The sequence below is a fragment of the Archangium sp. genome (genome assembly GCF_057119385.1).
This window is the reverse complement of record NZ_DBNGVP010000095.1, coordinates 104,975-119,694: the sequence shown is the minus strand read 5'-3', so window position 1 is coordinate 119,694 and position 14,720 is coordinate 104,975. Positions and strand designations below refer to the sequence as shown.

Here is a 14,720-nt window from a genome sequence, read left to right as displayed (position 1 = left end):
GCGCCGGGCGCGTTCCTCAAGGCTGGAGAGCAGCCAGGGGAACGGGCACGACACGCGAGGCGCCGTACACGGGAGCCCAGCGCCGCTGCACATCGGGTCCGTTGAGGAAGCGCACGAGGGCCTTGAAGACGGCGAGCGGGCCGCCGAGCTGCTCCGCCCATGCCAGCCCACGGGGCGAGAGGTTGGGCACGAGCGGGCCCAGGGAGTCCTCGGAGCGGGTGACGCGGGTGATGTCGAGCCCCTCGTCGCGCACGCGCTGGGGCACCAGCAGGGGCGCGAAGCGGGCGTGCCGGTGATCATGCACGCAGCCCTCTTCCTCCAGGAGCGCGGCGGAGAGGGGAAGTTCACGCACGTTGAAGAGGAGCTTCACGGCGCCGCGATGGGGATCCCACGGACCGCGGAGGCGGTGGTCTCCGCGAGGGATGAGGCGCCGGTCGAGGTAGCAGAAGGCGCGGGATTCGGGGGGGAGGGTGCCTCGGTGGCGCGCGCCGGCATAGCGGAAGAAGGGGCGCACGCAGGAGGGGTCCACGGTGAAGGGAGGCCCGTCCTTCAAGGCGCGCAGCTTGGGCAGCAGTGCGGAAGGGATGGCATGGCTCCGGGCGAAGTCCTCGAGCGCCTCCGGGGGTGAGCGTGCGAAGTCCTCGAGACGGGCGAGGAGCCGTTGAGGGTCGTCATCGACGAGCAGCTCATCGAAGCGGGTCTTCACACCGGGGAGACTCACGGGGACGAGGGTATCGAGGGGCTCGCCCTCGGAGCGCCAGCGGGCATCGAGCTCGGAGGCATCGGGAGGAGTGGGCGCCAGGCGCCATTCAGGAGCCTCGGGGACAAAACGAGTCCCCAATATCGAACCCCCCTGCGTCAACATCCCCTCGCCCTCCGGGAGAGGGACGGGGTGAGGGTGCCGGGAGTACTCGGGCCGCGAATCCGAGGCCCGTGAGTAGACGGGCCGAACCCGCGGATCCGGAGGAGAGGTCCACACGGTGATGCAGGTGCGCACCTGGGTCCCAGCGAAGGCACCGGGGCCGAGGTCGACCACTTCACGCAGGGACAGCATGCGCAGGAGCGTTTCGCGCAGGGGAGCGTAGAGGAAGGCGTCGAGGAGACTGGTGGGGGTGATGAAGGCCAGCACGCCGGGGCGAGAGGAGAGCCGGTGCGCGGCGAGCAGCAGGAAGAAGGCGAAGTCATCGCGCAGGCTGGTGCCCTGGGGGAGCGCGAGGGGCAGGAGGGCACGGAGACGCGCGTAGGCATCGCGGTCCTTCAGGAGCGAGGAAGTGCCGTTGTAGGGCGGGTTGCCGATCCACACCTCCTGGCGAGCCGGAGGGAGGCTCGCGAGCAGGGGCTCCAACCCACCGCGCAGCGCATCGCCCACGCGGACATCGGCAGCGGGGACGCGGTCCTGACACAGACGAGCGACCTCGGGAGAGAGCTCGAGGCCCGAGAGGTGCGCTTCGGGGCGGGCGCGGGCAGCGGCGGCGAGAAAGGCACCGGCACCACAAGCGGGGTCCACCACGGCGAGCGGCCCCTCTCCCGCATGCGAGAGGGCGAGCGCGAGGGTGCGCTCCACGAGGGGCGCGGGGGTGTAGAAGGCGCCGAGCGCGCGCCGGTCGAGTCCGGGGAACTGGTGGACGAGCGCCTCCTCGTCGAGGACGGGAGGAGCATGGGGGGCGCGCGGCATCCGCCGTCATCCTACTCCGGGTGGCTTTGCTTGCCGTGCCACGCCGTAGCAACATGGCCCCCAGGAACCTCATGCCGCCACCTCCGTCGAAACCAAAGGGTCCTCCCCGGGGTGTGCCACTGGGGCAGGACGACGACGAGCCGACGACGATCGAGCCGCGCAGGCTCGGGCTGCCGCGAGTGCCCGCGCGCTCGAGGGGGGACGGCTTCGACACGTCGGACGTGCCCACCAATCCGGGGCGTCCGATCTTCGACAAGCCGCGAGGCCACGCGGGCATGCCGTCGCTCAACGGGGAGACGACGAGCCCGGGCAGCCCGGCCTTCACCGGGGTGGCGCCGGAAGTCCGGCAGAGCCGCTGGCATGATCGCTCGGCCGCGCCCCGCGGTGTGCTCCCGGCCGGGGCCGTCCTGAAGGGCCTGGACGAGGCGCTCCAGAAGGCCGGGCAGGCCAGGGCGCCGTTGCCGTCCGTGCGCGAGCAGCTCAAGGCGGACTGGCTGCCCCTGCTGCGCCAGGTGGTGGAGCAGGCCGGGGGGGACGGGATGGATGCCTACGTGACGCAGCTGCTGTCTCCGCCGGGCCGCCAGGCGATGACGCCGCTGGTGGATGCACTGGCCGCGGGGATGGAGCGGCTGGAGGCCGCCCCGGACGAGGAGACCCTGCGAGCGAGGGCCCAGGAGCTGCGGGCCCTGGTGGCCAGGACGCTGGAGGACCCGGTGCCGCGCCCCATCTCGCTGGAGCTTCAGGAGCGCGAGCTGGATGGCCGTGTGGACGTGGACACGATGCTGTCCATCCGCTTCGCCTCGAACGCGGAGCTGGCCACGCGGCGGGGGAGGGCGGAGAAGACGCTGGAGGATCTCCGCCAGCAGATGCGCGCGATGCAGGGAGTGCAGCCGGACGGGTTGTTCTCCAACTTCGCCCGGGTCAAGGTAGAGAAGCGCGTGATGGATGCCGAGGCCCGCCGCCGGGGCGGGCGCTGAATCGGCTCGGGACACCCGACACACAGGAGGCGCAGCGCATGGAAGGGGTGCAGCGGCTGGTCGCACGTCGCGTGGAGAAGATGCTGGACGCTCTCGCCGCGCAGGTGGCGCGTGGTCGGGCGGGGGAGGACGTCCCCACCTTCACGCTCACGCTGCACCTGGCGCAGGGCGTGAGGCTGTCGGGAGTGCTGTTGGACTACCTCCCTCGTGAGGCCATCCTCCTGGCGTCCGCGAAGGAGGGGCTGCTGTCGCGCAGCGAGTCGGTGACGTACGTGGAGTTCACCTCGGTGATCGCGGTGACGGTCGAGTCCCCGGCGGTGCTCAACCAGGTGCCCTTCCTGCTGCGGCCCGCGCTGAACCGGGAGGATCTGCTGCGGCACGCGGACCGGCTGGCGCACGGCATCACCGAGCAGTTCTGGCCGGGAGAGCAGAAGCTGGGCGGCAAGCCGCTGAGCTTCGAGGTGGACTGGGTGGAGCTGGACACGGAGCCGGGGCGGCGCGCGCTGGAGGACGCGATGAACGCGGTGGCGCACGCGCTGCGGCTCATCGGCAAGGAGCCCAACGGTCGGGACACCCTGCGGCGCATCGCCCGGGTGGCGTTCGCCAGGGGCCGCAACACGGTGGCGTCCTTCGAGGGCGACACGGGGAAGGTCTCGGTGGATCCCTCCGCTCCCGTGCCGCCCGCGCAGGCGTTGCGCAAGGGGCTCGCCGCGGGCCTGTGAGCCGGCGGCGTCGCCTCAGGGGATGTTCTTGGCCGTGCCCGTCGCCTTCGGATCTTCCTTCGGAGGCGCGGGCACGACGGTGGGCACATCGGGCAGGGCCTTGGCACCGGCCTGGAGCTGCAACTCCACCATGCGCGTCCACAGCGAGGGCGCGCTGCCCACCAGCACGTTCTCCTCCACCTTGAGCTTCCGCTCGTTCTGGGCGCGGCGGTAGAGGCGCTCGGGGATGGAGGGCTGCTTCGGGTCCGAGTCGCTCACCGACACCTGCTCCTGGACGGTGATGTCGTCGGAGTTGAAGACGAGGGTGGACGTCAGCTCGAACTTGCGGCGCAGGCCGTTGGGCATCTCGAAGGTCTGCACGCGGCTGAGGGGGAACCAGCCGGCGCCCAGGCAGGCGCGCTCGGAGTCGGACACGGACTCCGAGAAGAAGCGCCCGTTGCGCAGCGGCAGGATGCGAGCGGCCCGCCGGCACACCTGCGGCTCCTCCTTGGTGCACGCATCACCCTCGGCGACCAGCACCTCCGTGGAGCCCACGCGCTCCATGCGCAGCCGCACGTTCTCCGTCATGCCGCGCAGCGAGCCGAGGCCCCGGACGATGAAGCCCACCTTGGTGCGATCCACCAGGGCCACGGGGCCCAGGCCCTCGCCGTTGTCGAAGCGCCGGGTGATGACCCACACCAGCCGCTCGTTGGCCTGGGGCGTCTCGAGGATGAGGTCCGTCTCGTCCAGCCGCTCCTTGGGCGGGAGCGGCTTGGGCTGGGGGCCCGCCTCGCGGCACTCGTCGGCCGAGGGCTCCTCCCAGGCCACGGGAGCGCCGGAGCAGTCCACGGAGGGACGGGGGGCCGCGCCGTGCTCCGGATCGAAGCCGTGCAGCAGCAGGCCGAACCACGTGTCGGGCGTGGGGTAGGAGCGCTCTTGGGCGCCGACCGTGGCCTCACACAGCTGGGGTCTCGGAACGGTGGCGCAGCCCACCAGTGGGGTGGTGAGAGCGAGGGCTGCGGCCAGGAGTCGTTGTGTCATGGGGTTCCTCATGCCTCGGCGAACCGGATGTCCCAACCCCCCTGGGGGTCGAGCGAGATGTTCAGCCGCTTGGGGACCGAGCCGCCGGCCATGCGCTCGAGCAGCTCGCGCGAGATGGCGGGCATCAGCGAGCCCTGGAGGATGTGCTCGGCGTTGCGGGCACCCGTCTCGGCCTCGGTGCAGCGGCGGGCCAGCTCGTCGAGCAGCTCGGGGGAGAGCGTCGTCTCCACGCCATGGGCCGCCAGCAGCCGCTTGGAGAGCTTGTCGAGCTTCATCGCGACGATCTCCCGCATGATGTCCGTGCCCACGGGGGCGTAGGGGACGATGGTCATGCGGGCCAGCAGGGCGGGCTTGAAGTGCTTGCTGAGGGCGGGGCGCACCTTGGCGATCATCTCCTCGGCGGTGGGCGTGGCGCCCGTCTCGTGCATCTTCATGAGGATGTCCGAGCCCAGGTTGCTGGTGAGGATGACGACGGTGTTGCGGAAGTCGACGGCGCGGCCCTCGCTGTCGTTGAGCACGCCCTTGTCGAACACCTGGTAGAAGAGGTTCATCACCTCCAGGTCGGCCTTCTCGCACTCGTCGAGCAGCACGACGGAGTAGGGCCGCTGGCGCACGGCCTCGGTGAGCAGGCCGCCCTCGCCGTAGCCCACGTAGCCGGGGGGCGAGCCGATGAGCCGGGAGACGGTGTGCTTCTCCTGGAACTCGCTCATGTTGAAGGTGGTCATGAAGCGCTCGCCGCCGTAGAGGACGTCGGCGAGTGCCAGGGCCGTCTCCGTCTTGCCCACGCCGCTGGGGCCCACGAAGAGCAGCACGCCAATGGGGGTGTCCGGGTTGTTGATGCGCGCCTGGGAGATGCGGATGATCTCCGCCACCTTGCGCAGGGCGGGCTCCTGGCCGCGCACGCGCTCGGTGAGCCGCGCCTCGAGGCCCAGCACCGCCGTGAGCAGATCATTGCGCATCTTGCCCACGGGGATGCCCGTCCAGCTGGCCACCACGCGCGCCACGATGTCCGCGTCCACCTCCGCGTGCACCAGCGGCTCCTCGCCGCGCACCTCGGCGAGCTTCGCCGCGGCCTCGTCCACCGCGGCCTTCAGGGGCGCCTTGTCCGCCTCGGCCGGAGCGGAGAGCAGGGCCTTGCGCGCCTCCATCAGCGCGCTCACCGCGGTGCGCTCCGTCTCCCAGCGGGCCTGCAGCGAGACGCGCTGGTCGCGCAGGGCGGCCAGCTTGTGCTCCAGCGTCTCCACCACCTCGGCGTCTCCCGGGTGGCCCTCGGCGAGGTCTCTCTGGCGCGCATCGCGCTCGCGTTCCAGGCCGGAGATCTCCTGCTCGAGCGACACCAGCTCATCCGGCTTGGTGGACAGCTCGATCTTCACGCGCGCGGCGGCCGTGTCGAGCAGGTCCACGGCCTTGTCGGGGAGCTGGCGGCCGGAGATGTAGCGGCTGGACAGGCGCACCGCGGCGGAGACGGCCTCGTCGCGGATGGTGACGCCGTGGGAGGCCTCGTAGGTGGGCCGCAGGCCGCGCAGCATCAGCTCGGCGTCCTCGACGCCCGGCTCGTCCACCTTGACGGGCTGGAAGCGCCGCTCGAGCGCGGCGTCCTTCTCGAAGTACTTCTTGTACTCGCCCCAGGTGGTGGCGGCGATGGTGCGCAGCTCTCCGCGCGCGAGCGCCGGCTTGAGCAGGTTGGCGCCGTCGCTGCCGCCCGCGGTGCCTCCGGAGCCGATGAGCGTGTGCGCCTCGTCGATGAAGAGGATGATGGGCGTGGGCGAGGCCTTCACCTCGTTGATGACGGACTTGAGGCGGTTCTCGAACTCACCGCGCACGCCCGCGCCGGCCTGCAGCGCGCCGAGGTCCAGCCCCATCAGCTCCACGTTCTTCAGCGCGTCGGGCACCTCGCCCTTCACGATGGCCCAGGCGAGGCCCTCCACCAGGGCCGTCTTGCCCACGCCGGGCTCGCCCACGAGGATGGGGTTGTTCTTCCGGCGCCGCGAGAGGATGTCCACCATCTGGCGGATCTCCCGGTGGCGGCCGAAGATGGGATCGATCTTCCCCTCGCGCACGCGGCCGGTGAAGGACGTGGCGAAGCGGCCGAGCGCCTCGCCGCCCACGGCGCCACCCTGGGCGGACGCCGCGGGGGTGGCCCCTCCAGCGGCGGACTCGGGGCCCACCTCCAGCGTCTCCGGCGAGGGCCGCAGCACCGCGTCCAGCGCGGCCATCAGCTCGTCGCGGGAGATGGAGTCCAGCTCGGGGAAGAGCTCGGCGGTGTAGCGGTTGCGGCGGGTGACGAACTGGGCGAAGAGCGCTCCGGAGCGCAGCCGGGTGGCGCCCTGCTCCACGGAGGCGATCAGCCAGGCGTCCTCGAACCACTGGAAGAGCGTCTCGGAGAAGACGGGCCGGCCCGCGTTGCCGGAGCGCAGGCCCTGGAGGGCGCGCTCCATGCTGGCGGCGAGCCGGCGGCGGTCCACCTGGAAGTGCTGCAGCAGCCGGGCGACGTCCGAGTCCTCGGGCTCGAGCATCTGCGCGAGCATGTGCTCGGGGACGATTTCATAGAAGCGCCCACTGCTGGCACGCGCGACGGCGGCCTCCAGCGTGCGGGTGGCCGTCGGCGTGAGGCGGCGGACGAGGGCTTTCGGTTCGACTCGGATGGCGGCACCCTCCAACAGGGGACGGCGGAAAATCTATCAGGAGTGCCAGCGCCGTCGGTTGCCGGCACCCCCCAGGGCCGTGCTTCACACGACTGGAATCGAGAGGCGGATCTGCCTGCCCTTGCCCAGCCATGTGTCCAGCCCCAACTGGGCCGACTGTTTGCTGGAGAGGTTGAACGTCTGGGTGACGCCTTCCGTCAGGCCCAGCTCGAACTCGTACTCCAGCGGATCCTTCAGGAAGAGCCGCACCACCTCGCGGGCCTGCGGCAGCAGATCTCCACCCGGCATCATCCTCCGGTACAGGTGGGTGGGCAGGGGCTCGATGTGGATCTTGATCTTCCCCATGCGATCGAACGCCTTGCCACCCAGCACCGTGTTCTTGCCGAGGATGTGGTTGTTGCGGCCCAGCTGGAGCCGGGCGTCGATGTCCACCCAGCGGCCCACGAACTGCTCCACCCGGACCCGCGCTCCCTCCAACTGGTCACCGAGCACGTCCTCCAGGGCCGCCTCCATCTTCTCGGCGGTGCGCGCGCGGGAGGCCAGCAGGGGGACGATGCGCAGCAGCTTGCGCGTGGGCAGCTTGCTGGTGCGCTCCGTCTCGTACGTGTCGAAACCGGCGAGCGCCAGCAGCCGGCGGGACCACTGGTCGGTGTTGGTGGAGTTGGACTCGCTGGTGACGCGGTACTTGGACTCGATGCGGTAGAGCAGCGACAGCAGCCGGTGATGGAAGAGGTCCAGGAACTCCCGGCGCACGGCCTGGTCCGGGTCCTCCTGGGCGATCTCCTCGGCGATGTACATCGGCAGCGGGCTCACCGAGCCGGTGAGGCCGAGGAAGTGGGTGACCACTTCAAAGAGCTGGCGCCGGGCGTACGGCTCCTCCGCGCGCACGGGCACCTTGCGCAGCGTCACCTCGCTCACGTCTCCCGAGGAGAAGCCGAGCGAGGGATCATGCCGGAAGCGGATCATCTCCTCCATGACCGGGCCCACGCTGCCCACGCGGGCGGCCCCGGCGGTGAGCCGCTCGATGTACGCCACGAGCTGGAAGAAGCCGACTTCCTTGGCCATTCCCCCCAGCAGCCTGGCCGCCTCTACAAGAGGGTCAGGAAGCCGTTCCTCGGAAGCCATGCGAACTCTGTTTGCGAGGGCTGGAGCCGGATGGCCAGCTCGTTGAAGGAGTTGAGGGTGACATGGGAGGCCAGCAACTCATCGAGGATGCACCCGAAGAGGAAGGCGTCTCCCACCCCCATGAAATTCGTCTCGTCGAGCTCCACCAGCGCCCGGTTGCCGCGCACGGGCGAGCCTTCCAGGAAGCGGGTGAGGGCCTTGTTCTCCACGGTGCGGATGGCGTTGATGCGCAGGCGGCTGGCGCGGGCGGCGAGGTTGTCCGCCAGTGCCTGGAAGTTGTACAGGTCCAGCAGGCGGCGCAGCGCGGCGCCATCCGCGATGGAGTGCTGGTTGATGGCCAGGTGCGAGAGCAGCCGCCAGTGCAGCTCCGTGCCCAGGGGCGCGCGGGCCGGGCGGCTCACCGGGGTGATGTTCTTGAATTTGGCGTTGGTGGGCGAGGCCGGGGTGGACTGGGTGATGTCCCCCACCTGCAGCCGCGCGGGCAGCGAGCGGTTGGTGCAGGTGAGATCGATGGACAGCACCTCCTCCGTCCCGAGCGAGGGCGCCACGTCGCGCGGCGTCTCCAGGGTGAGGTAGGTGTCGATGCCGTCGTCCACGGGGGAGTGGATGCGCCGCAGGCGGTAGAAGGAGGGCTCGGAGCCCTCGCCCTGGGTGTGCTCGAACTCGTGGAAGGGCCGGTAGGTGCGGCGCTCGCTGCGGCCCGCCGTCAGGCCCGTCACCGAGTCCACGGAGTACACCTCCGCGTGCGGGGGCTGCAACTCCGCGGCCCGCACCAGGTGCTCGCGGCCCAGCGCGTGGTGGAAGAGGGGATTGGCCGGCGCCCGGAAGAGGTTGATGACGGGGGCGCAGTGCAGGCGGAACATCTCCCGGGTGATGCGCGCGTCCAGGGGCGGCGGGCGCTCCAGGTGGAAGGAGATCTCGAAGCGCTCCTCCAGCGCGGACGCGGCCGCCTCCAGGCCATGCACCTCGAAGAAGAGGAACTTCTCCGGCAGGGTGAAGTACTCCTGGAGCAGGCGGTACCCGTCGAAGGCCCGGGGCCAGGGCAGCAGGCGGAAGTGCCGGTCGAAGCCCACCGGGCGGATGCTCCGCTTGGGGTCCAGCACCACCTCGTTCCCGCTGGTGGCGCCGCGCACGCGCACCTGGCGGCAGTAGCGCAGCAGCCACAGCATGATGAGGGCGCTGGCGGACATGTCGCCGTGGATGAAGAGGCGCAGCCCGAGGGGCTTCTGCAGCTCCTCGCGCCCCTGCTCCGTCGTCTGGAAGGACAGGCGCAGCACGGGCGAGGACACGGACGAGCGGTCCAGCAGGGCGTCCTGCACGCTGAGCGGCAGCAGGTCCACGTCGTGCGTGGTGCGGAAGATACAGCTGGTGCCATCCAGGGGCGTGGAGGCCACCTCGGCGCCCGCGGTGATGCGCGAGCGGCCACGCAGGGCTCGCATCTGGGGCGTGAACTCCACGATGGAGCACGCCGGCACCGGGCGCAGGTAGTGGGGGAGCAGCAGCTCGGTGAGCCCCTGCACCATCTCCGGGACGTCGTCCTCCACGCGCTCGCGGATGCGCGCGGTGAGGAAGGCGAAGCCCTCCAGCAGCCGCTCCACGTCCGGATCCGCGCCGCGCTCCACCAGCAGGCCGGCGACGCTCGGGTTGGCGAGCCCGAAGGCCCGGCCCATCTCCCGGAGGTAGTTGAGCTCGCTCAGGTAGTACTTGCTGAACATCCTCGCCCTTTCACCAGAGGTTCATCCGGCCGCCGGGTTTCAGCTCGGTGTGGAAGCGGACCATGCCGCGCGCGTCCTTGGCGTTGAGCTGCGCGATGATGTCGAACCGCAGGGCGGTGGGGTCCTGCTCATCGGGAACGTGCGTGACGACGACGTTCTTCAACCGCGGCTCGAACTCCTGGATGGCCGTGCGGATGGACTGCTGCATCCTCGGGATGGCCGCCGGGAGGATGTGGATGATGTCGTTGAAGTCCATGATCCCGTAGGCAGGGGCCGCGGCGGCCTCTCCCTTCCGGGTGTTGAGCAGGGCCCGCAGGTGCTCGGAGATGGCGGCCACCACGTTGCCGCGGGGCGCCAGCGAGCCGTGGCTGCTGGAGGCCAGACGTGTCAGGAGTCCTCGTTCGGCCATGGCGTGCGGGCCCGGCCCTGGTGCGCCCGGGATGTTTCACCCGGGCGCACCATGGGCACAGCGGACTAGCGCTGGGTGTCCCAGGTGTCGGTGTGCGTCACGCCGCCGTTGGTGATGGTCCAGTCGATCGTGTGGAACACGAACGTGATCTCCTCCATGGCGGGCAGGTTGGTGCTGGCCGGCACGAAGCTGTCAGGGACGTGCTGCTTGATGCTGTTGATGCGGCCCTTCTTGATGGCGATGGTGTAGAACTGCTCGGTGGTGCCGTCGCCGGTCGGGTTGGGGCGGAAGAACTTGAAGGTCGCCTCGATGACCTGGTTCTCGCACAGCGCCTTCATCAGCAGCGGCGAGGCCTTGTCGATGCGCTTGACGATCTTCATCGGCGGGTACTGACGGCGGCCCGTGGCCAGACCGGAGCCGGACTCACGCGCGGTGATGACCTCGTGCTCGAAGTAGATGCACTCGATGGAGCCCTCGCGGCCCAGGCTCGTCTGGGTGCTGTCTCCCTTGATGTCCGTGCCGTTCGCCTTCAGGTACAGGTGTACAGTCTCAGCCATTCGCCACCTCGTTGTATGCGCCGCGTACGGCGCGGAAGTCCGGGCCCCTGGTGGGGGGCCCGGCGTTGATGGAGCCCGGTATCAGCGAAACCACGTATCACGGGTGCGACGGGCTCACTCCTTGTCCAGCTTGCCCACCAGGGAGAGGGTGAAGGACGCGCCCATGTACTTGAAGTGCGGGCGCACCTGCAGGCTGCAACGATACCAGCCGGGCTGACCCTCCACGTCCTCCACCGTCACGCGGGCGGCGCGCAGCGGGCGGCGCGAGCGCACGGCGGGCGCCGGGTCATCCATGTCGGCGATGTACTGGCTCATCCACTGGTTGAGCTCGCGCTCCAGGTCCGAGCGCTCCTTCCAGCTGCCGATCTGCTCGCGCTGGAGCACCTTCACGTAGTGCGCCAGCCGCGTCATGATGAACATGTAGGGCAGCTGCGTGCCGAGCCGGTAGTTCGTCTCCGCCGCCTTGCCCTCCGGCGTGCTGCCGAAGAACTTGGCCTTCTGCGCCGAGTTGGCCGAGAAGAACGCCGCGTTGTCCGCGTCCTTGCGGAACACCAGGCCGATGAAGCCCTCCTCGCTCAGCTCGTACTCGCGCCGCTCGGTGAGCATCACCTCGGTGGGAATCTTGGTCTGGATCTCCCCCATGGCCTCGTACTGGTGCAGCGGCAGCATCTCCACCGCGCCACCGGACTGGGGACCGATGATGTTCGGGCTCCAGCGGAACTTGGCGAAGGAGTCCGCCACGCGGGTGGCGAACGCCGTGGAGGCGTGGCCCCACAGGTACTTGTCGTGCTGCCCGACCACGTCCTCGGTGAAGTTGAAGGCCTTCACGGGGATGGTCTTCTCACCGTAGGGCAGGCGCAGCAGGAAGCGCGGCATGCACAGGCCCACGTAGCGCGCGTCCTCGCTCTCGCGGAACGAGTGCCACCGGGCGTACTGCGGGCCCTCGAACAGGGACTTCAGGTCCTTGAGGTTGGGCAGGTTGAGGAAGTTCTGCTCGCCGAACATCTCAGGGCTGGCGTTGGCGATGAAGGGCGCGTGGGCCATGGCCGCCACGGACGCGCACTTGCGCAGCAGATCGATGTCCTGCGGGCCCGGGCCGAAGTCGTAGTTGCCCAGCAGCAGGCCGTAGGGCTTGCCACCGAACACGCCGTACTCGTTGGAGTACACCAGCCGGTACAGGCCGCTCTTCACCACCTCGGGCGAGTCCTCGAAGTCCTTGAGCAGGTCCTCCTTGGAGACGTTGAGCATCTCCACGCGGATGTTCTCGCGGAAGTCCACCCGGTCCACGAGGAACTTCAGCGAGCGCCACGAGGACTCCAGCTTCTGGACCTCCTCGTGGTGCATGATCTCGTTGACCTGGGAGGTGAGGCGCTTGTCGATCTCCGCGATCATCGCGTCGACGAGGGCCTTGTCGATGCGCTCCTCGGAGCGGTTGGGGGCCAGCATCTCCGCGATGAAGGCCTCCACGCCCTTGCGAGCGATGTCATAGCCCTCGTCCTTGGGCTTGATCTTCGCCTCGGAGAGGATTTCGTCGAGCAGGGAGGGCGAAACGGCGGCCGCGGCGCCCGCGGCATTCTGGGTCTGGGTCTGAGTGCTCATGATTCTCGCTCCCGCTCTGGACTACTTGGTCTCACCGTTGTTGAGGCCCAGCTCGTTGATGAGGCGCTTGCGGCCCTCGTCGTCGGCGAGCATCGCCTGGAGCTTCTTGCGGAAGGCCGGCACGTTGCCCAGGGGCCCCTTGAGGGCGTTGAGCGCGCTGCGCAGCTCCAGCAGCTTGCGCAGCTCGGGCACTTGGTTGACGATGCTCTCGGGAGCGAAGTCCGCCAGGCTCTTGAACTGCAGGGACACGGGCAGGTTGGCGCCCTCCTCGGCGGACAGCTTGTCCGTGACGGAGATGTCCACCTTGAGGTTCTGCTGCGCCATCACCTCGGTGAAGTTCATCTTGTCCACGTTGATGGGGGCGCGATCCTCCAGGGCGCGGTCATCCTGCCGGCCGGTGAAGTCACCCATCATCAACATCTTCAGGGGCAGCTCGACCTGCTCCTGCATGTTGCCCGTAGCGGGCTTGTAGACGATGTTGACGCGTTCGGTAGGGGCGACGGAACTCTCTTTGCTCATCTGCTGCTTCTCCTCTCACGTGAAGTGGGTGATGCGGTGGGTTCGTCGCCAGGTGGCGCTTGTCCGTGAGTTGCTGCCCGTTGTCAGGGTTGAACGCGCAGGGCGGCAGCGGGGTCGAGCTGGACGAGACGACGATAACGGATCCAGTAATCTCCTACCAGGATGTCCTGTGATTCTTTCGTGGCCAGGCAACAGGTGAGGAATCCCTCGAGACAGGCCGCGGCGAGTGCCGGTTCCCAGGAATCGAGAGAGTGAGCGGTGCACTCGGCATCCAGCACCTCGTAGAGCGCGCGGGCGGTGGTGAGTTGTCCTGCCTGGGCATACGTGCGCGCCAATTGCAGCCGCGCGACGAAGAGCGCGCGGGCCGTGGTGGCGGAGGCGAGCAGCGCCTGGGCCTCTCCCTCGGGAGCGGCACCCGGAGCGGAAGTTTCGAGCCCGCGAGGAAGGGGCATGGAGATGGCGGCGCGTGGCGCGGTGCCGGGCTTCGCGAGCACCTCGCGCTTGAGCCACTCCTTCGTGGCCGCGTCCGCCATGGGCGTGCCGTCGGACGCCACCAGCTCCACCACCGCGGGCATGCGTTTGAGCAGACTGCTCAGCTCCAACAGCAATGCCTCACGCGCGGCGGCATGCGTGTCGCCCAGGGATGCCAGGGCATGGACACTGAAACGTTGCAGGTCCAGCGCAAAGCGATACTGGGCCAGGGCGGACTCGGACTCGTCGAGCAGCTCCGCCCAGCGGGAGTGGGTTGAGAGGGTTTCCAGCTTCGTGCGCAGGTTGGCGGGCAGGGGCGGGAGGGATGTCCTGCCATTTGCGCCGGTGGGAGGTGGCTGTGTGATGTGCAGCCACAGCCCGGTGCGCAGCAAGCGATAGGAGAGCGGGTCGGCCGGGTTGGCGCGGCGGATGACGCTGGAGGCACTCGTCAGCGTCGAGCCGATGTTGCGCAGGAAGTCCGTGGTGGCATCCACGCTGGTGAGCTCGCCACCGGGCACCGCGGGCAGCTGGGAGGCGTGGAGGGCCGTGGTCGGAGCAGGCGGAGGCGCGGCGGGTGGAGCGGGGCTGGCGGCCACCGGTGCGGGCGGTGCCACGGGGGCCGGTGTGGCGGCGGGTGGCGCGGCGGTGACCGGAGCGGGCGGGGTGGCGGCGGGCGCGGACGGCGTGGGCGTGGCCACCGCGGGAGCCGCGGCTTCGGCGGGCATGCTCGCGCGCAGCCGCTCGAGGGGGGTGAGGAGCGGTCCCATCGCCGGGCCCTGGGAGGCGAGACGCGTGCGCGTCACCTCGGCGAGCTTCGACACGGCGGTGGACAGGGCGTCCACCACGGCGGGCGAGGTGCTGTCGGCCTGGAGGGTGGGGAGCACGTGCTTCATGCGCTCCACGTACCAGGACAGCGCGAGCCCCCGGCTGCGCAGGCGCGAGGCCTCGGGGAAGAGGCCCTGCCAGTAGCGCTCGGTCAGCTCCGCGAGCAGCGTCGTCCCGGTGATGGCGCCGGGCAGGCCCTCCGTCATGTACAGCCCGTAGGCGAGGTAGGAGGCCAGCCACAGGTCCTTGGTGGTGGTCCGCAGCAGCTCCCCGGCATCGCGGACGACCTCGTCCCACCGCACGGCATCGCCCGTGGGAGACTCGAGCCGGGCCACCTCCGCGAAGACGCTCTCGTAGGTGGGGTGGTGCTTGGAGGCGGCTCCGGTGGGCGCCTCGGCGGAGATGGGCTCGAGCCACTGGCTGGCACGCTCGCGGAGGCTGTCGGGAGAGGGCGTCATGGG

At 69.8% G+C, this 14,720-nt stretch carries 12 protein-coding genes; 2 read left to right on the top strand and 10 right to left on the bottom strand.

Annotation, left to right across the window (positions count from 1 at the left end; genetic code table 11):
* Nucleotides 1-16: 16 nt before the first annotated feature.
* Complete coding sequence (locus AC16DP_RS23465; protein WP_329726632.1) at nucleotides 17-1,675, bottom strand: N-6 DNA methylase; 1,659 nt, start codon at nucleotides 1,673-1,675, stop codon at nucleotides 17-19.
* Nucleotides 1,676-1,788: 113 nt separating this feature from the next.
* Here AC16DP_RS23465 and AC16DP_RS23460 point away from each other — a divergent pair, with 113 nt between their 5' ends.
* Nucleotides 1,789-2,652, top strand: coding sequence for a hypothetical protein (locus tag AC16DP_RS23460; protein WP_329726633.1), 864 nt, complete (start codon nucleotides 1,789-1,791; stop codon nucleotides 2,650-2,652).
* A gap of 38 nt (nucleotides 2,653-2,690) precedes the next feature.
* The gene (locus AC16DP_RS23455; protein ID WP_329726634.1) at nucleotides 2,691-3,374 is read left to right on the top strand and encodes a hypothetical protein; all 684 of its coding nucleotides are present in this window, start codon (nucleotides 2,691-2,693) and stop codon (nucleotides 3,372-3,374) included.
* A 15-nt stretch (nucleotides 3,375-3,389) separates the two neighbouring features.
* On the opposite strand, the gene AC16DP_RS23450 is transcribed toward AC16DP_RS23455, so the two are convergent.
* The 9 genes from AC16DP_RS23450 to tssA form a co-directional block, all read right to left on the bottom strand.
* Nucleotides 3,390-4,394: a hypothetical protein gene (locus AC16DP_RS23450; protein WP_329726635.1), complete on the bottom strand. Its 1,005-nt coding sequence runs from the start codon at nucleotides 4,392-4,394 to the stop codon at nucleotides 3,390-3,392.
* Nucleotides 4,395-4,402: 8 nt separating this feature from the next.
* Entirely contained in the window at nucleotides 4,403-7,054 is a 2,652-nt protein-coding gene (gene tssH, locus AC16DP_RS23445; protein WP_329726636.1) for a type VI secretion system ATPase TssH, read from the bottom strand.
* 69 nt (nucleotides 7,055-7,123) lie between these two features.
* A complete protein-coding gene (gene tssG, locus AC16DP_RS23440) occupies nucleotides 7,124-8,104 on the bottom strand; it encodes a type VI secretion system baseplate subunit TssG (protein ID WP_329726637.1) in 981 nt (326 codons plus the stop codon).
* Between the two features lie 23 nt (nucleotides 8,105-8,127).
* A complete protein-coding gene (gene tssF / locus AC16DP_RS23435) occupies nucleotides 8,128-9,879 on the bottom strand; it encodes a type VI secretion system baseplate subunit TssF (protein WP_329726638.1) in 1,752 nt (583 codons plus the stop codon).
* A gap of 10 nt (nucleotides 9,880-9,889) precedes the next feature.
* Nucleotides 9,890-10,288, bottom strand: a complete 399-nt coding sequence (tssE, locus tag AC16DP_RS23430) for a type VI secretion system baseplate subunit TssE (protein WP_329726639.1) — start codon at nucleotides 10,286-10,288, stop codon at nucleotides 9,890-9,892.
* Between the two features lie 65 nt (nucleotides 10,289-10,353).
* Complete coding sequence (tssD, locus tag AC16DP_RS23425) at nucleotides 10,354-10,845, bottom strand: type VI secretion system tube protein TssD (protein WP_329726640.1); 492 nt, start codon at nucleotides 10,843-10,845, stop codon at nucleotides 10,354-10,356.
* 114 nt (nucleotides 10,846-10,959) lie between these two features.
* Entirely contained in the window at nucleotides 10,960-12,444 is a 1,485-nt protein-coding gene (tssC, locus tag AC16DP_RS23420; protein ID WP_329726641.1) for a type VI secretion system contractile sheath large subunit, read from the bottom strand.
* Between the two features lie 21 nt (nucleotides 12,445-12,465).
* A complete protein-coding gene (gene tssB, locus AC16DP_RS23415; RefSeq protein ID WP_329726642.1) occupies nucleotides 12,466-12,963 on the bottom strand; it encodes a type VI secretion system contractile sheath small subunit in 498 nt (165 codons plus the stop codon).
* A gap of 83 nt (nucleotides 12,964-13,046) precedes the next feature.
* Nucleotides 13,047-14,717, bottom strand: coding sequence for a type VI secretion system protein TssA (gene tssA, locus AC16DP_RS23410; protein ID WP_329726643.1), 1,671 nt, complete (start codon nucleotides 14,715-14,717; stop codon nucleotides 13,047-13,049).
* Between the last annotated feature and the right edge of the window lie 3 nt (nucleotides 14,718-14,720).